23 protein-coding genes are annotated in these 22,642 nt (G+C 69.5%); 15 read left to right on the plus strand and 8 right to left on the minus strand.

The window, feature by feature from the left end:
- Positions 1-242: 242 nt before the first annotated feature.
- Complete coding sequence (locus tag D9599_RS27780) at positions 243-1,241, minus strand: tripartite tricarboxylate transporter substrate binding protein (RefSeq protein ID WP_198384543.1); 999 nt, start codon at positions 1,239-1,241, stop codon at positions 243-245.
- 111 nt (positions 1,242-1,352) lie between these two features.
- The gene (locus D9599_RS27785; RefSeq protein WP_232481013.1) at positions 1,353-2,273 is read right to left on the minus strand and encodes a LysR substrate-binding domain-containing protein; all 921 of its coding nucleotides are present in this window, start codon (positions 2,271-2,273) and stop codon (positions 1,353-1,355) included.
- A 74-nt stretch (positions 2,274-2,347) separates the two neighbouring features.
- Here D9599_RS27785 and D9599_RS27790 point away from each other — a divergent pair, with 74 nt between their 5' ends.
- Positions 2,348-2,599, plus strand: coding sequence for a DUF1127 domain-containing protein (locus tag D9599_RS27790; protein ID WP_198384544.1), 252 nt, complete (start codon positions 2,348-2,350; stop codon positions 2,597-2,599).
- A gap of 3 nt (positions 2,600-2,602) precedes the next feature.
- Here the strand turns inward: D9599_RS27790 and D9599_RS27795 are convergent, their stop codons facing one another.
- The gene (locus D9599_RS27795; protein WP_198384545.1) at positions 2,603-3,079 is read right to left on the minus strand and encodes a hypothetical protein; all 477 of its coding nucleotides are present in this window, start codon (positions 3,077-3,079) and stop codon (positions 2,603-2,605) included.
- Positions 3,080-3,432: 353 nt separating this feature from the next.
- On the opposite strand from D9599_RS27795, the gene D9599_RS27800 reads away from it, so the two are divergent.
- A complete protein-coding gene (locus D9599_RS27800; RefSeq protein ID WP_198384546.1) occupies positions 3,433-4,143 on the plus strand; it encodes an ImuA family protein in 711 nt (236 codons plus the stop codon).
- A 38-nt stretch (positions 4,144-4,181) separates the two neighbouring features.
- On the opposite strand, the gene D9599_RS27805 is transcribed toward D9599_RS27800, so the two are convergent.
- From D9599_RS27805 to D9599_RS27825, 5 genes are all read right to left on the minus strand, one after another.
- Positions 4,182-5,849, minus strand: a complete 1,668-nt coding sequence (locus D9599_RS27805; RefSeq protein ID WP_232481014.1) for a methyl-accepting chemotaxis protein — start codon at positions 5,847-5,849, stop codon at positions 4,182-4,184.
- A gap of 130 nt (positions 5,850-5,979) precedes the next feature.
- Entirely contained in the window at positions 5,980-8,226 is a 2,247-nt protein-coding gene (locus tag D9599_RS27810) for a xanthine dehydrogenase family protein molybdopterin-binding subunit (RefSeq protein WP_198384548.1), read from the minus strand.
- Positions 8,227-8,242: 16 nt separating this feature from the next.
- Complete coding sequence (locus D9599_RS27815) at positions 8,243-9,262, minus strand: xanthine dehydrogenase family protein subunit M (RefSeq protein WP_198384549.1); 1,020 nt, start codon at positions 9,260-9,262, stop codon at positions 8,243-8,245.
- Positions 9,259-9,801, minus strand: coding sequence for a (2Fe-2S)-binding protein (locus D9599_RS27820; RefSeq protein ID WP_198384550.1), 543 nt, complete (start codon positions 9,799-9,801; stop codon positions 9,259-9,261). The genes D9599_RS27815 and D9599_RS27820 overlap by 4 nt, the downstream gene beginning before the upstream one ends.
- A 181-nt stretch (positions 9,802-9,982) precedes the next feature.
- On the minus strand, positions 9,983-10,675 hold the full coding sequence (locus D9599_RS27825) for a GntR family transcriptional regulator (protein WP_198384551.1): 693 nt from the start codon (positions 10,673-10,675) through the stop codon (positions 9,983-9,985).
- A gap of 111 nt (positions 10,676-10,786) precedes the next feature.
- On the opposite strand from D9599_RS27825, the gene D9599_RS27830 reads away from it, so the two are divergent.
- The 13 genes from D9599_RS27830 to D9599_RS27890 all read left to right on the plus strand — a co-directional run bounded on the left by D9599_RS27830 (position 10,787) and on the right by D9599_RS27890 (position 21,952).
- On the plus strand, positions 10,787-11,653 hold the full coding sequence (locus tag D9599_RS27830; protein WP_198384552.1) for a fumarylacetoacetate hydrolase family protein: 867 nt from the start codon (positions 10,787-10,789) through the stop codon (positions 11,651-11,653).
- 2 nt (positions 11,654-11,655) lie between these two features.
- A complete protein-coding gene (locus tag D9599_RS27835) occupies positions 11,656-12,648 on the plus strand; it encodes a tripartite tricarboxylate transporter substrate binding protein (RefSeq protein ID WP_198384553.1) in 993 nt (330 codons plus the stop codon).
- A 69-nt stretch (positions 12,649-12,717) separates the two neighbouring features.
- Positions 12,718-13,623, plus strand: coding sequence for a dioxygenase (locus D9599_RS27840; RefSeq protein ID WP_198384554.1), 906 nt, complete (start codon positions 12,718-12,720; stop codon positions 13,621-13,623).
- 62 nt (positions 13,624-13,685) lie between these two features.
- Positions 13,686-14,948, plus strand: a complete 1,263-nt coding sequence (locus D9599_RS27845; RefSeq protein WP_198384555.1) for an amino acid ABC transporter substrate-binding protein — start codon at positions 13,686-13,688, stop codon at positions 14,946-14,948.
- Positions 14,948-15,829, plus strand: a complete 882-nt coding sequence (locus D9599_RS27850; protein ID WP_198384556.1) for a branched-chain amino acid ABC transporter permease — start codon at positions 14,948-14,950, stop codon at positions 15,827-15,829. Before D9599_RS27845 ends, D9599_RS27850 begins: the two co-directional genes overlap by 1 nt.
- Positions 15,826-16,806 (plus strand): branched-chain amino acid ABC transporter permease, encoded by a 981-nt coding sequence (locus tag D9599_RS27855; protein WP_198384557.1) that lies wholly within the window; start codon positions 15,826-15,828, stop codon positions 16,804-16,806. Before D9599_RS27850 ends, D9599_RS27855 begins: the two co-directional genes overlap by 4 nt.
- Positions 16,803-17,516 carry an ABC transporter ATP-binding protein gene (locus tag D9599_RS27860; RefSeq protein WP_198384558.1) on the plus strand — a complete coding sequence of 238 codons (714 nt, stop codon included), beginning with the start codon at positions 16,803-16,805 and terminating at the stop codon, positions 17,514-17,516. The genes D9599_RS27855 and D9599_RS27860 overlap by 4 nt, the downstream gene beginning before the upstream one ends.
- Complete coding sequence (locus D9599_RS27865) at positions 17,506-18,237, plus strand: ABC transporter ATP-binding protein (protein ID WP_198384559.1); 732 nt, start codon at positions 17,506-17,508, stop codon at positions 18,235-18,237. Before D9599_RS27860 ends, D9599_RS27865 begins: the two co-directional genes overlap by 11 nt.
- Positions 18,238-18,239: 2 nt before the next feature.
- Complete coding sequence (locus D9599_RS27870; RefSeq protein WP_198384560.1) at positions 18,240-19,139, plus strand: NAD(P)-dependent oxidoreductase; 900 nt, start codon at positions 18,240-18,242, stop codon at positions 19,137-19,139.
- Positions 19,140-19,148: 9 nt separating this feature from the next.
- Positions 19,149-19,520, plus strand: a complete 372-nt coding sequence (locus D9599_RS27875) for a nuclear transport factor 2 family protein (RefSeq protein ID WP_198384561.1) — start codon at positions 19,149-19,151, stop codon at positions 19,518-19,520.
- A gap of 2 nt (positions 19,521-19,522) precedes the next feature.
- A complete protein-coding gene (locus D9599_RS27880) occupies positions 19,523-20,557 on the plus strand; it encodes a 5-methyltetrahydropteroyltriglutamate--homocysteine methyltransferase (protein ID WP_198384562.1) in 1,035 nt (344 codons plus the stop codon).
- A 90-nt stretch (positions 20,558-20,647) separates the two neighbouring features.
- Positions 20,648-21,670: a hemin-degrading factor gene (locus D9599_RS27885; protein ID WP_198384563.1), complete on the plus strand. Its 1,023-nt coding sequence runs from the start codon at positions 20,648-20,650 to the stop codon at positions 21,668-21,670.
- Between the two features lie 114 nt (positions 21,671-21,784).
- Positions 21,785-21,952 carry a hypothetical protein gene (locus D9599_RS27890; protein ID WP_156963729.1) on the plus strand — a complete coding sequence of 56 codons (168 nt, stop codon included), beginning with the start codon at positions 21,785-21,787 and terminating at the stop codon, positions 21,950-21,952.
- Positions 21,953-22,642: the final 690 nt, after the last annotated feature.

Consider the following 22,642-nt stretch of genomic DNA (forward strand, 5'->3'; position numbering starts at 1 on the left):
ATCCACTCGGAGGCGGCGAAGCGTCACCGGGCGACCCTTTCGAGCCACCTGATGACCGACCCTGCATCCGAGGGAGGAGCCGTTGGAGCGGAGCGTTTCAGCGTCCGTCCCGTTCGGCGTGGGCGGCTTATATGGGCGCGGCCCTGTGCCGTCAAACCCCTTTTTCGAGGTCCGCGCGAATTTTCCGCGGGCAGCATGAAACCTTCCCGGGCAGCCGGCATGGCGGCCCGGGAACGGTCCGCTCAGTTGTCGGCCTTGATGTTGGCCGACTGGATGACGGCTCCCCACTTGTCGATCTCGCTGGTCAGCCAGGCGCGGGCGGCAGCGGGGTCGGAGCCCACCACGTCGGCTCCCTGCTCCTCGATCTTCGACTTTACCTCCGGGTCCTGAAGCACCTGGCGGATGGCGGTGCTCATCCGCTCCTGGATGGCATCGGGCGTGCCGGCGCGGCCGAGCAGCATCCACCAGGTCGGCGCCTCGAAGTCGCCGACGCCCTGCTCGGCGAAGGACTTCGCGCCGGGAACGTGGCGGGAGGCCGTGCGCGTGGTGACGCCCAGCGGGCGCAGCGTGCCGGCCTTCATGTGCTGGGTGATGATGACGACGTTCGTCATGAACAGCGGAACGTGCCCGGCCACCGCGTCCGACACGGCCGGTCCGCCGCCGCGATAGGGAACGTGGGTGAGGCTGAAGCCGCCCTTCTGCTGCAGGAGCGTCGTTGCCACATGGGCGAGCCCACCGACGCCCGAGGTGGCGTAGTTGAGGCTGTCAGGCGCCTTCTTTGCCGCGTCCACCACGTCCTGAAAGCTGCGGAAGGGCGTGGATTGGTGCGCGACCAGCGCCAGTGGCCCCGTAGCCACGAGCGAGATCGGGACCAGCGCTTCGAGTGTCTTGTAGGACAGGCGCATGACGGTCTGGTTCGTGGCCTCGGTGTCGTAGGCGAGCATCCAGGTATAGCCATCGGGCGTAGCCCGCGCCGCCTCGCCGGCGCCGATCGCGCCCGAGGCGCCGCCACGATTGTCGATGATGACGGGACGGCCCAGCACGTCTGAAAGGCGAGGCTGGAAGATGCGCGCGACGGCGTCGGTGGAGCCGCCGGGCGGCCAGGGGACGATGAGGCGGATCGGCCGCTCCGGCCAGGCGCCGGGGCCGGCGCCCTGTGCGCGCAGAAGGGAAGGCATGGCGAGGCCGGTGGCGGTCGCCATGATCAGCCCACGCCGGCCCTTGTTCGGGCTCTCGATCATGCAGTGCTCCTTGAACGTCTCTTTCCGGTTTCTCTTCCGCCCGGCCTCGCGGTCGGCGCAGCTTTGACGCCTCCTTGGCGACGCGCAACCCATTCCGGAACGGCCGCGGCGTCAGGCCGCGCGGGCATTCGGCTCCGGGCGCGCGGCGAAGCCGCGGCGGATGTGCTCGGCCAGCGCCTCAGCCCCCGCGCCGGGATGGCGCAGCAGGGCGATCTCCAGCTCGGGCAGGTCGGGCATGCCGTCCTCCGGCCCGAGCAGGCGCAGGCCCGGCGGCAGGGAGACGGAGAGGCCGACTGTGATGCCGAGGCCGGCCAGCACGACAGCGTGCGTGCCCGTCTGAGAGGCAGAGGAATAGGCCATGCGCCAGGGCACATCCGCCCGGCCCAATGCGCCGGTGGCGGCGATCCGCCAGTTGCAGCCGATATGGCTGAGCACGAGCGGGACCGGACGCAGGAGATGGACTGGCCGCGTTGCGGAGCCCACCCAGCGCAGCGGGCCGCGCCAGAGGCTTTCCGCCGGCGTGCCCGGCTGCTCGTTTCCGCCGGAGAAGAGGGTGATGTCGAGATCGCCCTTCTCGTAGCAGCGCAGCAGCTCGCTCGACGGCAGGCAGACCACCTCCACCTCCGCCGCCGGATGGGCCTCGGCGAAGCCGGCGAGGATCTCAGGCAACCAGAGCAGTGCGTAGTCGTCGGGCGAGCCGAGGCGGATACGGCCGGTGATCTCGGGCGCGCGGAAGTTGTTCACGATCTCGTCGTGCATCGCGAGCAGCCGGCGCGCGCGGTCGAGCAGCCAGAGGCCGTGCGGCGTGGGGCTGAGACCGCGCGGGCCGCGCAGCAGCAGCGCCTGACCGAGCATCTCCTCCAGGCGGCGCATCTGCATCGAAACAGCGGATTGCGTTCGCCCGACGCGCATCGCCGCACGTGTCACGCTGCCGCCCTCGGCCACCATCACGAAGGAGCGCAGCAGGTCGGGATCGATCCCGGGCGGGATGTTCATCATGATGGGATCAGCATCGCTGATGCCGGAGTTCAAAACAACTCGTTTCCCTTATGACGGTGCCGGGCCGATCTTCCTCCTCGCGACATCAATCAGGAGAGGATCGCATCATGTCCGGTCACGTCATCCACCGCGGCGCCTTCGCTCGGGAGGCTGCTGGTAAAGGCACTCCGCGCGTCCCGGCCTTCGGCTGGCTGGCCATGGTCGCGCGCATGGTCCGTACCATTGAGGAGCGCCGCATCCTCGCCACCCTCGACGACCGTATGCTCGCCGATATCGGGGCGAACCGATTGGAGGCGGAGCGCGAGATGGGGCGCGCACCCTGGGACATAGGGGCACGGGACAACTCGCGCCGGGGCTAGGCCTCAGACGAGACCCATACGCTCCACCTCCTCCATGACCTCGTGGATGGAGAGGGCGAAAGCCCGGCGGCCGCGCCCCGCGGCGAGGCCGCCGAGGTCCATTCCGGCTAGCAGCGCCAGAGCGCTCGAGCCGCCCTCGTCCGGAACGGCCGCGACGAGGCCCCTCAGCCGCCCGTCACTGCCCACGACCGGACCACCAGAATAGCCCATCAGCGCGGGCATGCGCGCGGTGAAGCCACGGCCGAAGCGGGGCAGGATGGCATCGGGGATCTCCACCGTGCCGGTGGCGACGCCGGGGCCGATGCCGGGCATTCCCGCGGCCCAGACCGCGTCGCCGAGGATGGAGAGAGCCATGCGCGAGCTGCGGGCCAGCACGGGCGCGCGGCGGGCGGCCGCGACGGCGGCGGCGAGGACCGCGCCCGCGCCCCCTGCCCCATCCGCGTGCAGCGCCGCGAAGCCGGTGCCGAGAAGCGGGGCCACCGGGGTTCCGGCGGCCTCCATACCCGGCAGGCCGGCGCAAGCAGCCAAGCTGCCTGGCAGGGTCATAGGGCGAGAAGGGCGCGCCGTTGCATCAGTCGACTGGGTCCCTCAAACCCGCAACGTTTCGCGCAGGGTAAGGCTACACCCGCGTGTGACCTTTGGTGTGGCTCATGGGGGTGCAATGGCACGCAGAGGAAGGATGCGGCCCAAAAAGGAACATAGTATGAACGGACATGCCCTCCGATTCGCCCCCAAGGCCCCGGCTGATTCCTGCCCCCGCCCCTTCTTTGCAGGAGGTTGAGGGCCGATGTGACGACCGCATGCAAGGTCGCGATTCGGCGGGTGGAACAGGAATGGACAGGCACGCCGTTCTGGCCGCTCTTCGGGCCCGCGTGGCACGCATTGAGCGCGCGGGGCTGACCGGGCGGGAGGAGGTTTCGGCCATTCCCCTTTGCCCGGAGATGGACCGGGCCCTGCCCGGCGGCGGCCTGCCGCGCGCGGCGGTGCACGAGATCCTGTCCGACGGCGCGGGGGCGGCAGTGGGCTTCGCGGCGCTGTTGATGGCGCGCTCCGGCGGCACGGTGTTCTGGATCTCGCGCGACCCCGATCCCTGGCCGCCCGGGCTGATGGGCTTTGGCCTGCCGCCCTCTCGCCTGATCGTGGCACAGCCCTCGAACCACGTGGACGCACTCTGGGCGACGGAGGAGGCGCTGCGCTGCCACGCGGTCTCGGCCGTGCTGCTGATGGACGAGCGGCCGGACGCGACGGCCATGCGCCGGCTGCAACTGGCGGCGGAGACGGGCGGGGGGATCGGGCTGCTGCTGTGCGAGGCCGAGGCGGAGGAAGGTCCGTCCCTGGCGGCAACGCGCTGGCATGTGACGGGACGCGCAGGAGGGTCGATGCACGACCTGGGCGACCCGCAATGGACGCTGGACTTGCTGCGCTGCCGCGCCGGACGGCCGCAGCGCTGGCAGGTCACCTGGCGCGCGGGAATGGAGAGCCTGGTAGTGGACGAGGAGACGCGCGAGGAGAGCCCGGCACCGAGGCGAAGCCGCCGCCACTGAGCGCCCCTGAAGGGGGCGGCATAGCGGCGGCCGCGCCTTCAGGCCGCCCTCACCTCGCGCGTGAAGGTGTTCACCTCGGCGGTGAGCTGCTCGGACTGGAACGAGAGGCCTGAGGCGGCGGCGAGGACCTGGCTGGCAGCCGCCCCCGTGTCGTTCGCTGACTGGCTCACCGCAGCGATGTTCTGCCCGACCACGCCGGTGGCCTCGGCCGTCTGCTGCACCGTGCGCGCGATCTCCTGGGTGGCGGCGCTCTGCTCCTCCACAGAGGCCGCGATCGCGACGGTGATCTCGCTGATCTCCTTCACCGTGCTCATGATCAGCCCGATCGCCTCCACCGCGCCGCGCGTGGCGCCCTGGATCTGACCGACCTGCTGGCCGATCTCGTCCGTGGCTTTCGCGGTTTCGGCGGCCAGCGACTTCACCTCGCTCGCCACCACGGCAAAGCCTTTGCCGGCCTCGCCGGCGCGCGCCGCCTCGATCGTCGCGTTCAGCGCGAGGAGGTTCGTCTGCCCCGCGATGTTGCTGATGAGGTTCACCACCTCGCCGATCCGGCTTGCGCCCTCGGAAAGGTTCTGGACCGTGGTGTTCGTCGCGTTGGCAGTATCCACTGCCCTGGTGGCGACACTGCTCGCCTGGGCCACCTGGCGGCTGATCTCGATGATGGAGGCGCTCAGCTCCTCGGCCGCCGCGGCCACGGTCTGCACGCCGCCACTCGCCTGGGTCGCGGCGCCGGCGACCTCGGTAGCCTGGGAGCGGGCTTGCACGGCGGTCGCTTCCATGCTGCGGGCCGTCGCCTCGAGTTCGGTGGAGGCGGAGGAGAGAACGCTGACCATCTCGCCCACGCGGCCCTCGAAGCCGCTCACCAGCTCCATCATACGGGTGGCGCGCTGCTCCTTGGCCCGGCGCTCGGCCTCCTGCGAGGCGATGAGGTCGCGGGCGCGCTCGGCATTGGCCCGGAACACCTCCAGGGCGCGGGCCATGTGGCCGATCTCGTCCGTGCGATCCTTGCCCTCGATGGTGACCGTGAGCTTGCCGTCCGCGATCTGGCGCATCAGCTCCGCCGTGCGGAGGATCGGCAAAGACACGCCGCGCACCAGCCAGATGGCCATGCCAGCAGCTCCGAGGAAGGCGAGCAGCGTCACCGCGCCCGCCGCAATGATCGAGGACGAGGCGGTGCTGGCCGCCGCCGCCGCCGCGTCCTTGGTACTGCCCTCCCTGTTGAAAGCCTTGAGCGCATCGAAATCGGCGGTCAGGGCGCGCGCGCGGGCGGTGTTCACGCCCGTGATGCGGGCCGCGGCGGCGGCGTTCTGCCCGGCACGAGAGAGAGCCAGGGTCGGCTCGATCTCCACGCGGTAGGCTTGCCAGGACTGCTTCGAAGCGTCGAAAAGGCGCTGCTCGGTGGAGCTTGTCAGCAGTGCCTGGTATTCCACAAAGAACTTGTCGACCGACGCCAGGAGCTCATTCAACCGCTCCTCCACTTCCTGCTTGCCGGCAGCATCGGTGACGATGCTGTGGCGCAGGATGAACTGGCGGAGGATTTGAACCGTCTCCGAGGCCCGCGCGATTGCATCGACGCTCGGCAGCCAGTTCTTCGCGACCGTGTTTACGTAATAGTTGACCGCCGAGATCCTGTAGGCCGCGAAGCCCCCCATTCCTGCGATCGCCAGTGCACAGGCTGCCATCACGACAATGATTTGGGTACGCAAGGTCATTTCTCGACAAGCCTCAGCGTTGCAAACGCCTCAAGCCTGCGCGAACTCGGTTATGAAAAGGTGAAGGCCCCACGGGCTCCCGGCCACAGCAGGGAACGGATCCCTACCGGGCCGAGCGCCTTGGTCAGGCAGCCTCGGGCGTGCCGATCACCTTATCGATCGTGATCGGCAGCTCGCGGATGCGCTTGCCTGTCGCGTGGAATACCGCGTTCGCGATGGCCGCCGCGGTGCCGACGATGCCGATCTCGCCGAGGCCCTTCACGCCCAGCGGGCTGGTCAGCGTGTCGTGCTCCTCGACGAAGATCACCTCGATGCCGTGGATGTCGGCGTTCGCGGGCACGTGGTACTCGGCAAGGTTGTGGTTCATGAAGCGGCCGAGGTTGTGGTCGGGCATGGATTCCTCGTGCATCGCCATGCCGATGCCGAAGACCACGCCGCCGATGATCTGCGAGCGCGCGGTCTTGGGGTTGATGATCCGCCCGGCCGCCACGGCATCCACGATCCGCGTCACGCGCACCTGGCCCAGCTCCTCGTCCACCCGCACCTCAGCGAAGATCGCGGAATGAGTGAAGGAGTTGTAGCGCATCTGGGTCAGCTTGCTCGGCGCGGCCGTCTCCTCCGCCTCGATCTTCTCCACGCCACCGGCCCTCAGCGCGTCGGTCAGCGTCACGAAGCGAGAGGGGTCGGAGATGAGCGCGATCCGCTCCCCATGGAAGGCCACGCGATCGATGTCGGCATTGGCCAGCGGCGAGCCGTCCATGCCGCGGGCGTACTTGAACAGCGTCTCCCGCACCTTGTGACAGGCCAGCTCCACCGCCGAACCCGCGGAGGCGGCGGTCCAAGAGCCGCCCTCGACCGGCGACTTCGGCAGGGAGGAATCGCCGAGCTTCGTCGTCACCCGCTCCATCGGCAGGCCGAGCGCGTCGGCCGCGATCTGCGTGAGGATGGTGTAAGTGCCCGTGCCGATATCAGCGGAGGCGGTCGCCACCTCCAGCCGTCCGTCCACGGTCAGCGTCGCACGGGCGGAGGTCTGGGCCATCTGCGCCTCCCAGGCGCCGGTGGCCATGCCCCAGCCGATCAGTTCGCGCCCCTCCTTCATGGAGCGGGGCTTGGGGTTCCTCTTTGACCAGCCGAAGCGCTCGGCGCCGAGCTGATAGGCGGCGCGCAGCTCCTTGCTCGTGTGGTACTTGTTCGTGGATTCATCGATGTCGGCGTAGTTCCTGAGGCGCAGCTGCACGGGATCGACGCCAAGCTTGTGCGCCAGCTCGTCCATCGCGGATTCCATGGCGAAAAGGCCCGTCGGCGCCCCTGGAGCGCGCATGTCTGCGGGGGTGTAGAGGTCGGTCGTGGCCAGCTTGTGCGTCGTCGTGACGTTGTCGCAGTGGTAGAGCATAGCCGACCAGTTGACCGTCGCCTCCTGATAGTCCTCCCAGGTGGAGGTATTGGCGATGAGGTCGTGGCGGATCGATTGCAGCGAGGCGTCCTGGTTCGCGCCCAGCGCCACCTCCTGCAGCCCGTCCGGACGGTAGCCCATGGTGAACATCTGGTCGCGCGTCAGCACCACGCGGACAGAGCGCTTCAGCTCCAACGCAGCCATGACGGCGAGAAACAGCTGGTATTGCGGGCGCAGCCCCGAGCCGAAGGCGCCGCCGACGAAGGGCGAGATCACCCGCACATCACTGCTGGGCAGGCCGAAGACGCTGGTGATGTAGGACTGGCTGTTCTGCGCGCCCTGGATCTTGTCGTGGACGGTGATCCGCTCGTCGCCCTCCCAGACCACGGTGGTCGCGTGCGGCTCCATGGGGTTGTGGTGCTCGATGGCGATCCGGTAGCCGGCCTTCACCTTCACCGGGGAGTTGCCGAAGGCGGCCTCGGAATCGCCGCGCGGCTTGGGTGGGGGCGAGATGCCCTGGCGCTTGACCGGCGGCACATAGGCCTTGCCCCGCACCTTCTCGAGGTCGGTCTCGTGCGGCTCCGCCTCGTAGGTCACGCGCACGAGGGAGGCGGCATAGCGGGCGATCTCGAAATCCTCCGCCACCACGAGGGCGACGGGCTGGCCACTATAGACGATCCGCTCGTCGTAAAGGGCGCGGAAAGGCTTGCCGGGCGGCGCCACCTCGTCCTGGTAGGCGTTGCTGCGGAAGGCGGTGCGCGGCCGGTTCTCATGGGTGAAGACCTGCACCACGCCGGGCACGGCGAGCGCCGCCTTCGTGTCGATGCTCTTGATCCGCCCCTTCGCAATGGCGCCGGAGACGACGTAGCCATGGGCAAGGTCGGGCGCCGTGAACTCGCCGGCATAGGGCGCGGCGCCCGTCACCTTCAGGCGGCCGTCCACACGGTTGCGGGGGGAGCCGAAATGGGTCTCGTGCATGGTTCGTCCCCCTTCCCTACTGGATGCGCTTGTCGGTCTGGGATTGCGGCGTGCCGGCCGCGGCCTGGGACAGGGCGCGGATAATGGCGAGGCGGGCGAGTTCGATCTTGAAGCTGTTGCCGCCATAGCCCTGCGCGCCCTGGAGGATGCGCTCGGTAACCATGGCGAAGGCGCCGCGCTCGGGCACCACGCCCTTGAGCATCGCCTCCGCCTCGAGCACGCGCCAGGGCTTGTGGGCGACGCCGCCGAGGGCGATGCGCGCCTCCCGCACCGTGCCGCCCTCCATGTCGAAAGCCGCCGCCACCGAGACGAGGGCGAAGGCGTAGGAGAGGCGGTCGCGCAGCTTGAGGTAGGTGTAATTCGTGGCGAAGCGGGGCGCCGGCAGGGTAACAGCGGTAACGACCTCGTCCACGCCAAGATTCGTGTCGCGCTCCGGCGTGTCGCCGGGCAGGCGGTGGAACTCGGCAATGGGGATCTCGCGCTCGCCATTCAGGCCGGAAACATGGATCACCGCCTCCAGCGCCGCCATCGCGACGGCCATGTCGGAGGGATGGGTGGCGATGCAGTGCTCGGAGGTGCCGAGGATGGCGTGGATGCGGTTCACGCCGGTTTTCGCAGGGCAGCCGGTGCCGGGCTCGCGCTTGTTGCAGGGCGTGGCGGCGTCATAAAAATAGTAGCAGCGCGTGCGCTGGAGCAGGTTGCCGCCGGTGGTCGCGGCATTGCGGAGCTGCGCGGTGGCGCCTGCGAGGATGGCGGAGGAGAGCAGCGGGTAGCGCTCCTGCACGCGCGGGTCATAGGCAACGGCGCTGTTGGTGACGAGGGCGCCGATGCGCAGGCCGCCCTCCCCTGTTTCCTCGATCTCTCTCAGCCCCGGCAGGCGGGTCACGTCCACGAGGTGCGCGGGGCGCTCCACGTTGTACTTCATCAAGTCCACGAGGTTGGTGCCGCCGGCGAGAACCTTGGTGGCAGGGCCCGAGCCAACCTCGCGCACGGCGTCCGCCACGCTGCCCGGGCGTGCGTAGGAGAAGCGGTTCACTTCGTGGTCCCCTTCGCCAGCACGTCCTCGATGGCATCGACGATGTTTGTGTAGGCGCCGCAGCGGCAGATGTTGCCGCTCATCTGCTCGCGGATCTCCTCGGGCGTTCTCGCATGTCCCTCATGGACAAGGCCGATCGCCGAGCAGATCTGGCCAGGGGTGCAGTAGCCGCACTGGAAGGCGTCGTGCTCGATGAAGGCCTCCTGCATCGGGTGCAGGGCGCCGTCGGACGCGGCGAGGCCTTCGACCGTCGTGACCTCGCAGCCGTCCTTGCTCACGGCCAGTGCGAGGCAGGAATTGATGCGCTGTCCGTTCACAAGCACCGTGCAGGCGCCGCACTGGCCGTGATCGCAGCCCTTCTTCGTGCCGTAGAGGTGCAGATCCTCGCGCAACAGGTCAAGCAAGGTGGTCCAGGGGCGCACGTGCAGTTCCCGGCGCTCGCCGTTGATGGTCAGCGTGAGGGGAATCTCGCTGGGGAGCGCCGCAGGGGAGGCGTCCGGGGCGAAGCCCTGCCGGGCGGGAAGGTCAAGGTCGGCCATGGCGGTGTCCTGCAAGGGGCTTGGCACCGGAGGCGGCCCGGCGGGCACCGGGCGGGCAGCGAGGCACCTCGCGGGCCGGCCAAGGGCCGGGACCGCTCCGTGCCGAGCCTCCGTTCCTGGATGGCGGAACGTGAGGACCGCTGCGGCAGTTGCGTCGGCCCACTTCGCGCGAGCGAGGCGTCTATGTCTGGCGGTCGAGATCGGCACCAACGAGGGCGCCGGTGCGCTCATAGTGCTCGGCAAGCAGGGCAACAGCAGCATCGGCGTCACGGGCCAGGGCGGCGCGGAGAATGGCCCGGTGCTCGGCCTCCACGTCACGGCCCGGATAGGCAATGGTATTCGCCAGCGCCCGGTAGCGGCCCGCCTCCTCCTGCAGCCTCTCGCAGAAGGCGAGGAGCGGCGGCGCCCCGCAGGCGGCGAGCAGCGCCTGGTGGAATACCCGGTGGCAGCACTCCCAATCCGGGTTGAGGGAATAGCGCGCGGGGTCGAGCGAGCGGGCCAAGCGGTTCAGCCGGTGCTCGGCCAGCACCAGCGCGTCCTCCCAGGCGGCGTCGCCGCGGCGGATGGATTCGCGCAGCGCCGCGGATTCGGCGAGCACCCGCGCGCGGATCAGCCCCTCAAGCTGGCAGGGCGCGGCGGCGGCAACACGGAAGCCGCGATGCTCCAGCCGCTCCGCCAGCCCCTCGGCCGCGAGCTTGGACAGGGCCTCGCGCATCGGCGAGGCGCCGGCGCCGTAGTTCTGGGCAAGGTCGCGCAGCTTCAGCTTCAACCCGGGTGGCAGGCGGCCGGAGAGGATGTCCTCGCGCAGCCGCCGGTGGACGGCGGTGGCGAGGGTGGGATCGCGCCCTTCGGGAAGCGGCGTGGCGTCTGACATACCAAATGTATCATCGCGAAAGTCCCTAATTCCGCAACCCTGCCGATGATCCTGCTTGACGGCCATGGAATTTCGACAAAACCTCCGCACACAAATTGGAGGAAACGCAGCGTGCGACTGATCGCGTTCGAGCATGAGGGCCGCTCGGCCCTCGGCGCCCGCCTGGGCGATGAGGTGGTGGCCCTGGCCGATGTGGTCCCGGGCCTTCCCGCCGACATCCTGCCCGCCCTCGCCGCGCTGAACCTGCCCGAGGGCGCCGCCGCGTTGGCCGAGAAGCTGAAGAGCGCACCGCGCCGGCCCATGGCGGGGCTGAAGCTGCTGCCGCCCGTCCCGCGCCCGGGCAAGATGATTTGCATCGGCCTGAACTACGCCCTGCACGCGAAGGAGGGCGGCAACCCCATTCCGGACTACCCGGCAGTCTTCATGCGCGGCCCGACCTCCCTGGTGGGCCATGGCGAGCCGCTGATCCGGCCGAAGGTCTCCGACAAGTTCGACTACGAGGCGGAGCTGGTGATCGTCATCGGCAAGCGAGCCCGGCACCTGAGCGAGGCCGACGCCCTCTCCTGCGTGGCCGGCTACACGATCATGAACGAGGGCTCGGTGCGCGACTACCAGCGCAAGGGCGGCCAGTGGACCATGGGCAAGAACTTCGAGCGCACCGGCGGGGTCGGGCCCGAGATCGTGACGCCCGACGAGATCCCGCAGGGGCCGAACGCGCTCCGCATCACCTCCCGCCTCAACGGGCAGACGATGCAGGACTCGAACACCTCGGACATGATCTTCCCGGTGCCGCGCATCCTTGCGATCCTCAGCGAGGTGATGACGCTGGAGCCGGGCGACATGATCGCGACGGGCACGCCGAGCGGCGTGGGTTATGCCCGCAAGCCGCCCATCTTCATGAAGGCCGGCGACACCATGGAAGTCGAGATCGAGGGACTGGGCGTCCTGTCCAACCCGGTCCAGGACGAGGCGGCCTGAGCATGACCTCCCGCCCGGCTGCCACGTTGATGCAGGCCACACGCCGCGCCGCGCTGGGGGGCCTTGCGGCTCTCCTCGCCCGGCCGGCCCTGGCCCAGGGCGCCTGGCCGAACCGGCCGATCCGGCTGATCGTGCCCTTCGCCGCCGGCACCACCACCGACATCCTCGGCCGCATCCTGGCCGAGGCGATCGGCCGGCAGGTCGGGCAGACGATCGTGGTGGACAACCGCGCCGGCGCGGGCGGGAACGTGGGCGCGCTCGCGGTCGCGCGGGCACCGGCGGACGGCTACACGCTGCTGCTCGGCACCAACGGCACGCACGGGATCAACGCGAGCCTCTTCACCGACCAGGGCTTCGATCCCGTCAAGGACTTCACGCCGATTGCACCCTTCGTGACGACGGCGGCGGTGCTCGGCATCACGCCGTCCCTCGGTGTCTCCTCGGTCGCGGAGCTGGTGGCGCTGGCGAAGCGGCGGCCGCTGACCTTCGCCTCGGCGGGGAACGGGACCACGGGGCACCTTTCCCAGGCGCTGCTCAACCTGCGCGCAGGGATCGACACCCAGCACGTGCCCTACCGCAACGCCGGCCAGGGGGTGACGGACCTCGTGGCCGGGCGGGTGGACGGCATGTTCTACCACCCGCTGGGGCTGAAGCCGCAGCTGGATGTCGGCGCCCTGAAGGCGCTGGCCGTCACCTCCGAGAAGCGGGTGAGCATCCTGCCGGACCTGCCGACCATGGCGGAGGCCGGGCTACAGGACTTCGTGGTGGAGGGGCGCTGGCATCTCTTCGGCCCCGCCGGCCTGCCGCCCGAGATCGTGGCGCGGCTGAACAAGACGACCAACGACCTGCTGGCCGACCCTGCAGCCCTGGCCAACCTGCGCGCCCAGGGGGTAGAGCCGCTGGGCGGCACGCCCGAGGCGCTGGGCGAGATGACGCGGGCCGAAATTGCCAAGTGGCGCCCCGTGGTCGCCGCTGCCAACATCAGGCCGGACTAGCCTCTTCAGGGGCCAGGCAAAGTGGATCGAGAGGTGGCCGCACGGACCACCTCCAGAGAGGGCGACGAGATGGCCGACCTTGACCAGAACAGCATCACCGATGCCGTGATCGCGCAGATGGCGACCACCGAGGACGCGCGCATGAAGGAGGTGATGGAGAGTCTCGTGCGGCACCTCCACGACTTCGCGCGCGACGTGCGCCTGACGCCGGACGAGTGGCTCAAGGCAATCGGCTTTCTCACCCGTACTGGGCAGACCTGCACGCCCTCGCGCCAGGAGTTCATCCTTCTCTCGGACACGCTGGGCCTGTCGCGCCTGGTGAACCTGATGGACGACAAGGCGAACCGGATGGGCGACGCGACGGAGGCGAGCCTGCTCGGCCCCTTCTACCGCGAGGCCTCGCCGAAGTTCGAGATGGGCGAGAGCATCGCGGTCCACGCCAAGGGGCCGGAGCTGATCGTCTTCGGCCGCGTGCTGGACGAGAACGGCCGCGGCGTGCCCGACGCGATCGTGGAGGTCTGGCAGACCGACGCGGAGGGCTATTACGACCTCCAGGCCATCGATCCCAGCCAGATGGACATGCGCGGCCAGTTCCGCACGGATGCGGAGGGGCGCTACGTCGTCCGCACCCTCTTCCCGCTCGGCTACTACATCCCGATGGACGGGCCGGTCGGCACCATGATCACCGCCCAGGGTCGCCACGGCTGCCGCCCCGCGCATATCCACATGCTGATCGGCGCCGAGGGCTACCGCGAGCTGGTGACGGCCCTCTACCTCGGCAGCGACCAGTATATCGACAGCGACGTGGTTTTCGGTGTGTCGGAGTCCCTTGTCGTGAATCCGCAGACCGGGGTGGAGGGCTCACCCGACCCCGCCGTACCGAGCGTACACTACGATTTTCACATCGCCCGCCGCGCGGAGCACGACAAGACCGGCCGCGTGGGCGCCGATCCATCCAAGATCGCCGCCGAGTAGGCCCGGCCCCAGCATCGACACCGGACCAGGGCGGAAAGCCCGGCCATGGAGGAGGTAGGTTCATGAAAGAGATCAGCAGGCGCGACATGGGCCGGCTGGCACTGGCCGCCGCCGCCGTGCCGGCCACCGCCCGCGCTCAGACGGCGCCCTCGGGTCCGCCGATCCGGATCGGCTTCTCGATGTCGCTCTCGGGCGGGCTGGCAGGCAACGGCCGCCCCGCCCTGACCACGCACCGCATCTGGGCGGAGGACGTGAATTCCAAGGGCGGCCTGCTCGGGCGGCCGGTGGAGCTGGTCTATTACGACGACCAGAGCAACGGTTCCCAGGTGCCGGGTATCTACACGAAGCTGCTCGACGTCGATAAGGTCGACCTCGTCGTTTCCGGCTATTCCACGGCGATCGCGGCGCCGGCCATGCCCGTGGTGATGCAGCGGAACATGGCTTTCGTGTCGCTCTTCGCGGCCAACGTGAACGCGGACTTCAAGTACGACCGCTACTTCTCCGTCACTACGACCGGCTCTGACCTCAAGGGCACCTTCGCGAAAGGCTTCATCGACATCGCTATGGCGATGGAGCCGCGGCCGCGCACCATCGCCATCGCCTATCTCGACAGCGACTTCCACCAGCGCGCTGCCGAGAGCGCGCGCTTCCTGGCGAAGGAGCGCGGACTGCGGGTGGTCTATGACCGCGCCTACCCGCCCACGACGGTGGACTTCTCGCCCATCATGCGCTCCGTTCAGTCGGCGCGGCCGGACGTGGTCTTTATCGGCTCCTATCCGCCGGATACCGCGGGCATGCTGCGGGCGGCGAGCGAGCTGCGCGTGAGCTTCCCGATGATGGGGGGGCCGATGATCGGGCCGCACATCACGGCGCAGAAGCTCCAGCTCGGCCCCATCCTGAACAACCTGGTGGTGTGGGATGTGTACGCGCCTGCGCCGACGCTGCAGTTCCCGGGCGTCCAGGCGCTGATCGAGCGCTACCAGCCGATCGCTGCCCGCGAGGGCACTGATGCGCTCGGCTACTACGTGCCGCCCATGGCCTATGCCCAGATGCAGGTGCTGGAGCAGGCCGTGCGACGCGTGGGCAAGATCGACCAGGCGGCCCTGGCGGCGGACATGCACGCCAATCAGTTCGACACGGTGATCGGCCCGATGCGCTTCGATGCCCAGGGGGAGTGGACCGAGGACCGCAACCTCTACACCCAGTACCAGGGCATCCAGGGCAACGGGATCGAGCAGTTCCGCCGGCCCGATACTCAGGTCGTGCTCTACCCGCCGAAGTATAAGTCCGGCGAGTTGCGCAAGCCCTACACGGCGGGTGCCTGATGGATCCCGACCTCGTCCTCCTCCTCAACGGGATCGTCTCGGGCCTGCTGCTCGGCGGCCTTTACGCGGTCGCGGCCGCAGGGCTCTCCGTGTCCTTCGGGATGCTGGACGTGGTCAATATCGCCCATCCGGCCTTCATGGTGCTGGGCGCCATGCTCGTTGCCCTTCTCTGGGGGGCGACGGGGATCGACCCGCTGGTCCTCTCCATCCTGCTGACCCCTGCCTTCTGGGCGCTGGGGGCGGCGATCTACGTGGCCTATCACCACTTCTTCGAGCGGCGCGGGGACGAGGCCATCCAGGGCCTCGCCTTCTTCTTCGGCGTGCTCTTCATCATCGAGATCGGGCTGGTGCTGACTCTGGGACCGGAGCAGCACTTCGCCGACGCCTCCTACGCCAACACCACGATCCAGCTCGGCGAGGTGGACCTGCCGCTGCGGATGCTGGTGCCGATGCTGGTCTCGCTGCTGGCCATCGGCGGGCTCTCGCTCTTCCTGCGGCGCACCTTCATGGGGCGCGCGATCGCGGCCGTCGCGCAGGACCGGGAGGCGCTGCGGCTGCTGGCCATTGACCCCGTGCGGGTGAAGCGTCTCGCCTTCGGCATCTCCATCGCCCTCGCGGCACTGGCCGGCGGCGCACTGGTGGTGGTGCAACCGGTGGAAGCCACCTCCGGCCATGTGTTCATCGGCCGGGTCTTCGCCATCGTCATCATGGGCGGGCTCTCCTCCCTCGGCGGCTGCGTGCTGGCCGCCCTCGCCTTCGGCGTGGTGGAGAACGTGACGGCCACCTTCTACGGACCCTCCTGGTCCCCGGCGGTGGCCTTCGGCTGCCTGCTGCTCGTGCTGGCGGTGCGGCCCCAGGGCCTGTTCGGGAGGGCGGCATGAGCGACGCGACGCTTCCCGGCGTGACGCTGGCAGCCCCTCGCCGGATGGGGCATGCAGCCTTCTGGCTGGCCGCCGCGGCCGTGGGGTTGGCGGTGATCCTGGCGCTGCGCGGGATCGGCAGCGAGTACGTCTATTTCGTCAGTACCATCGTGCTGCAATACGTCGTACTGGCCACCGCCTGGAACATCCTCGGTGGTTACGCAGGCTACGTGAATTTCGGCGCCGCCGCCTTCTTCGCGGCTGGGGCCTACGCGACGGTCGCCTTCGGCAAGGCCATGGGGCTCGGGCTGCTGCCCTGCATCGGCCTGGCGGCCGTCGTCGGCGGGGCGCTGGGCTTCGGCACTGGCGTGCTGACGCTGCGGCTGCGCGGGGCCTATTTCGCCATTGCCACCCTATGCCTCTCGGTGGTGCTCCAGACGATCGTGGTGAACTGGTCCTATGTGGGCGGCTCGCGCGGCGCCTATGTGCTGCGCCCGCGGGACGTGCCCTGGCCCTTCGAGACCTATTCGGGCTTCCTCTGTGCGGTGCTCGTCGTGCTCGCCGCGGCCTCGGTCGCCATCGCGCGGACGATCGAGACCTCTCGCCTTGGTCTGGGCTTGGCCGCGCTGCGCGACGACGAGCAGGCGGCGGAGGCGACGGGGGTTCCGACGCTCCGGCTGAAGCTGGTGGCCACCACCGTCAGCGGTGCGATGATGGCCGTGGCGGGCGCCCCCCTGCCCTTCATCGGCTCCTATGTGGAGCCGGGCTCGGCCTTCGGGCTTTCCTACGCGGTGAACGCCATCGCGATGCCGCTGATCGGCGGCACCTCGAGCTGGGCAGGGCCGCTGATCGGGGCGGTTCTGCTCTCTTCTCTGCAGCAGGCGGCGACGGTGACGATCTCCTCCGCGGCGAACCTGCTGATCGTGGGCGTGCTGCTCGTGGTCTTCGTCTGCGCTGCGCCGCATGGGATCATCGGCCTGTTCCGGGGGCGTCGATGAGCGAGATCGTTCTTCGCGCCGATGGCGTCGGCAAGCGTTTCGGCGGCTTCACGGCCCTGTCAGGCATCAACCTCGAGGTGCGCGCCGGGGAGCGGCTGGGACTAATCGGGCCCAATGGTTCGGGCAAGAGCACCTTCACCAACTGCCTCGCCGGCGCCTTCCCGAGCCATGACGGCGGCTTCACCTTCAAGGGGGAGAAGCTGGCCGGACTGAAGTCGCACGAGCGGGCACGGCGCGGGTTGGCGCGCACCTTCCAACTTCCGCGGCCCTTCCGGGGCCTTTCCGTCATCGACAACATCCGCGTGCCGCTCGCCTATGCCGGGCGAGAAGCCTCGACGGATGAGGCGGCCATGGCCTGCCTCGAATCCGTGGAGCTGGCGGGCAAGGCATCGCGCATGCCGAAGGAGCTGACCCAGGTGGAGCTCCGGCGGCTGGAGCTGGCGCGCGCGACGGCCCTCAAGCCGGATCTGCTGATCGCAGATGAGGCCATGGCCGGTCTCTCCCACACGGAGGTGGACCAGATCCTCGCCCTGCTGTTCCAGCTGAACGAGCGCGGCACGACGATCATCATGATCGAGCACGTCATGCGCGCCGTCACCGAGTTCTCCCAGCGCATCGCCGTGCTGGTGGCCGGCAAGAAGGTGGCGGACGGCGATCCGCGCGCCGTCCTCTCCATGCCCGAGGTCGAGGAGGCCTATCTTGGCCGCTAGCCTTCTCATCGAGGACGTGGACGCCGCCTACGGCGCCGTGCGGGCGCTGGACGGCGTGTCGCTGGAAGTCGCGCCGGGCGAGACCGTCGCGCTGCTCGGCACCAACGGCAACGGCAAGACGACGCTCATGCGCTGCATCCTCGGCCTGCTGCGGCCGACGCGGGGGCGGATCAGCGTGACCATTGATGGGGTCACGACCGACCTCGTCGGGCGCTCGCCGGAAGAGATCGTCGATCTCGGCATCGCCATCGTGCCGGAGGGACGACGGCTCTTCCCCCGCCTCTCGGTCGAGGAAAACCTGCTGCTCGGCGCCTATCGCCGCGCCGCCCGCTCGGCCATCCCGCGCCACCTGGAGTTCTGCTACGAGGCCTTTCCCCGGCTGAAAGAGCGGCGATCCCAGGCAGTCGGCAGCATGAGCGGCGGCGAGCAGCAGATGGTGGCACTCGGCCGCGCGGTGATGTGCGCGCCGAAGATCCTGCTGGTGGACGAGCCCTCGGTCGGCCTCGCCCCCATCCTCGTTGCCCGCACGATCGAGAAGATCGCGGAGTTGAAGGAGAAGCTCGGGCTCACAGTGCTGATGGCCGAGCAGAACTTCCACCAGGCGATCCGCATCGCTGACCGCGGCTACGTCCTCGTCCACGGCCACGTGGAGTTCCAGGGGGACAGCCCCGCGGCGCTCGGCGACAGCGAGTTGGTCCGCAAGTTCTATCTGGGGCTCTGAGCATGGCAGCACTGGAGGGCTGGAAGCTCGGCTGGATCGGCGTCGGCCGCATGGGCACGCCGCTCTGTCACCGGCTGATCGAGGCCGGGGCGGCACTGTCCGTGACGGATACGGACCCGGCCCGTCTCGCACCCATGGCCGAAGCCGGGGCACGCCCGGCGGTGACCGCGGCGGCGCTGGCCGAGGCGTCGGATATCGTCCTCTCGATGGTGCCGAACGACCTCGCCCTGCTCTCCGTCGTGACAGGCCCAGGGGGACTGGCCGAGGAGATGCGACCCGGGCAGGTGCTGATCGACCTCAGCACCGTCTCCCCCGCCGCCTCCGCCCGCGTGGCCGAGGTGATCGCGGCACGCGGGGCCGACTACCTGCGCTGCCCCGTTTCCGGCAGCACGTCCACGGCGGCAGCCGGCGCGCTGACGATCTTCGCCTCCGGTCCCGAAGCCGCGCTGGACCGCTGCGCGCCGCTCCTCTCCGTGCTCGGCCGCGAGACGCTGCGCTGCGGGCTGGCGGAGGAAGCGCGGGCGGTGAAGCTTATGGTGAACATGGTCGTCGCCATGACCCCCGCCATCATCGGCGAGGCGCTGGCCTTCGGCGGCAGGCTCGGGCTCGACTGGTCCGCCATGGTGGAGGCGCTGTCCAAGAGCGTCGTCGCCTCCCCGCTCCTCGCCTACAAGGCGGAGATGCTGAAGGCGCGCGACTGGACGCCCGCCGCGGACGTGGACCTCGTGGCCAAGGACCTGGACCTCGCGCTGGCCGTCGGGCAGCGGGAGGGCGCGCCCATGCCGCTCTCGGCCATGGCGCGCCAGTTCGCCGCCGCCTACCAGGCCTCCGGCGAGGGTGGGCTGGACTTCTTCCGCGTCGCCACCTGGCCCGAGCGGCTGCTCGCGCCCAATCCACGCTAGGGAACCACCATGAGGGATGAAATCCGCGCGCTCGAGGCGCGCCGCTACGCCGCCATGGAGGCGGGCGACAGGGAGGCGCTCGGCGCGCTGCTGTCCGACCGGCTCGTCTACTCCCACTCGGACGGGAGCCAGGACACGAAGGCGAGCTACCTCGCCACGCTGGCGGACGGCACGCTGCGCTACCGCAAGACCTGGCACGAGGTGAAGACCGTACTGCCCGCCGGTGCCGATGCGGCGGTTGCGCTCGGCACCATGGGGGCCGAAATCACCCGCCACGGCACTGACCGCACCATCGGCTCCCTTACCTGCGCGGTCTGGGCGCGCGAGGATGGGGGCTGGCGCCTTCTCGCCTACCAGCCGACCTCACTACCGAAAGCCTGAGCATGACCGAAACCCTTCTCCCCACCACCGTCGTCGGTAGCTACCCGCAGCCGGATTGGCTGGTGGACCGCGCGGTGCTGGCGCAGAACCTCGTGCCGCGCGTGCGGATGAAGGGCATGTGGCGGGTGGCGGAGGACGCGCTGGAGGGCGCGCAGGACGACGCCACGCTGCTCGCGATCCGCGACATGGAGCGAGCTGGCATCGACATCGTGACGGACGGCGAGATCCGGCGGGAGAGCTACTCCAACCGCTTCGCCCTCGCTCTCGACGGCGTGGACCTCGACAATCCCGCCCGCACCATGGGCCGTGCCGGCAAGGAGACGATGGTGCCCCGCGTGGTCGGGCCCATCCGCCGCACGCGCCCGGTGGAGGTGCGCGACGTGGAGTTCCTCGTTGCCAACACCGAGCGCCGCACGAAGATCACCCTGCCCGGCCCCTTCACCATGTCCCAGCAGGCCTATGACGAGCACTACCGGGACGAGGAGGCGATGGCGATGGACTACGCCGTCGCCGTGAACGAGGAGGCGCGTGACCTCAAGGCCGCGGGGATCGACATTATTCAGATCGACGAGCCCTGGATGCAGGCCCGTCCCGAGGCGGCGGCCCGCTTCGGCGTCCGCGCCCTGAACCGCGCACTCGAAGGGCTGGAAGGGGACACCGTCGTCCATCTCTGCTTCGGCTACGCGGCCGTCGTGAAGGAAAAGCCCTCGGGCTACTCCTTCCTGCCGCAGCTTGCCGACTGCACGGCGGCGCAGATCTCGATCGAGGCGGCGCAGCCGAAGCTCGACCTTTCGGTGCTGGACGAGCTTTCGGGCAAGACGATCATGCTCGGCGTGATCGACCTTGGCAGTGCCGAGGTGGAGACGCCGGAGGTGGTGGCAGGGCGGATCCGCGCCGCGCTGGAGCGGCTCCCGGCCGAGCGGCTGGTGGTCGCGCCCGACTGCGGCATGAAGTACCTCCCCCGCGCCCGCGCCTTCGGCAAGCTGCGCGCCATGGCCGAGGGAGCCGCGATCGTGCGGCGCGAGCTGCAGGGCTGACGCCCCACGGATCTTGCGGCGCGCGTAATCGGGCGCAAACTCCTCCTCCGGCCCGCCGTGCCTGGACGGCGAGCCGGCGGGAGAGCTTGGATGACGAACCTCCTCGAACGCTACGCTGCGCTGAAGGGGGAAAATCCGAGGCTGCGGATCCGCGACGCGGCCGTCAGCCTCGGGACAACGGAGGCCGCGCTGGTGGCCGCAGGGGCGGAAGGGCCGGTGGCGCTGATCCGCCGCGACTGGCCGGCGCTGGTGGGCGCCCTCCCCCGGCTCGGGCGCATCATGGCGCTGACACGCAACGAGCACGCGGTGCACGAGCGCTACGGCAGCTTCCGCCATGTCTCGACAGGGCCGGGGCACATCCTCGTGCTCGGGCCGGAGATCGATCTCCGGCTCTTTCCCGGAGCCTGGGCCAATGCCTACGCGCTCGATGGCGCGCGCCCCTCGATCCAAATCTTCGACAAGGACGGCGAGGCCGTGCACAAGGTCTTCGCGACCGAGGGAACGGACCGCGACGCCTGGGCCGCGCTCGTCGCGGAGTTCGCAACCGCCGAGGCGCCGCCCCCTGCCGCCATGCCAACGATCCACGCCGCTCCCTCGGAGGGGTTGGTGGACGCCAAGACGCTGCGCGAGGACTGGCTGGCGTTGCGCGACACGCACGACTTCATCGCCATGCTGCGGCGGCACAAGGCAACGCGGCGTCAGGCCTTCCGCCTGGCTGGTGAAGACTTGGCGCAGCGGCTGGACGGCCGGGCGGGATCGGCGGCGCTGCGGCTGGCGGCCTCCGGCGCGGTGCCGGTAATGGTTTTCGTGGGCAACCGCCACGCCATTCAGATCCACACCGGTCCCGTCCACCGGCTGGCTGAAGTCTACGGCTGGTTCAATGTGCTCGACCCCGACTTCAACCTCCACCTGCGCGAGGCCGGCGTGGCCGAGGCCTGGCGCGTGGTGAAGCCGACGGCCGATGGCGTGGTGACCAGCATTGAGCTGCTGGACGCGAACGGCGCGCCCATCGCCCTTCTGTTTGGGGAGCGTAAGCCTGGGCAGGCGGAGCGCGAGGACTGGCGCGCCCTGGTGGCGGCGGTGGAGGACGGGACCATCGACGCTGCGGCGTGACCGCGCTGCACGCTCCAGGCGGCAGTATTCACGAAGCTGTCATGGTGCGTCATTCGATACGAAATGCGGAATTCGAAGTTACGCCTTTGTTGGTTCATGCAACGGAGAACTCGAATGCGCCTGCTTCCTGTCCTTGCGGTCGTGGCGGTTTCGCTGGGCCTCGCCGCCTGCACGGTGAACACCGCTCCCCCGGCTCCGCCGCCCACGGCCACCGTCGTCACGCCCGCGCCGGCGCCGATGGTCATGCCGACGCCGGCCAGCCCGTCCGTCATCGTTCGCTGAGGCTTCGTTAGCCGGGTTCCGGCGGAAGCTCCCGTCGTCAGGGAAGGCAGCGGGGATGCCCGTGCCTTCCCTTTTCCCGCGATCCGGTTCCTATCCGTCCTCCCCTAGCGAAGGGCGAGAATGCTCCGGCGGCCGGTGTCGCCGGGGGCTGCGTGCACCATGAATCCCCCATCGGTGCCACCGGCCCTGGGCACAAGGGCGAGCCAAAGCGTATCTCGCAGGCCGCTGGCGAAGCGCGCTTCCGCTCTGCAGAGAACGAGGCGAGATACCGTCACCCCATCCAGCCCGATGCGCCTGCCCGACGACTGTTTCAGCCAGATGCAGACCGCCACGCGCCGTGCGGCCCCCTTCGAAGGCCTGACGCGCGCGATCGGTTGCCTCGGCGTAGCGGTCGGCCGAAGTGGAGGGCTCGCGCGACCTCAGGGCTCCGTCGCCAGGATGCAGCCCCGGATGATCAGCCCCGCGGGCATGAGGATGCTGAGGATCCTCATGGCCGGAGAAATGTGGTGGCACTTCGGCTCGGCATGATCGCTGGGGTCATGCCGACAATCATGATACGGTTCGAGCTGGCATCGAAGAGCCCGGCCGTGCCACCCCGCAGCCTGGGATGTCGGCGCATGGCCCAGGCCGCTACAGGAACGCTCCGCGCAGCGCTGCCTTGGCTGGGAACCGCGGTGTGCCGGAGGCCGC

Origin of the sequence: Roseomonas sp. KE2513 (assembly GCF_016107305.1) — a bacterium.
GTDB lineage: Bacteria > Pseudomonadota > Alphaproteobacteria > Acetobacterales > Acetobacteraceae > Roseomonas.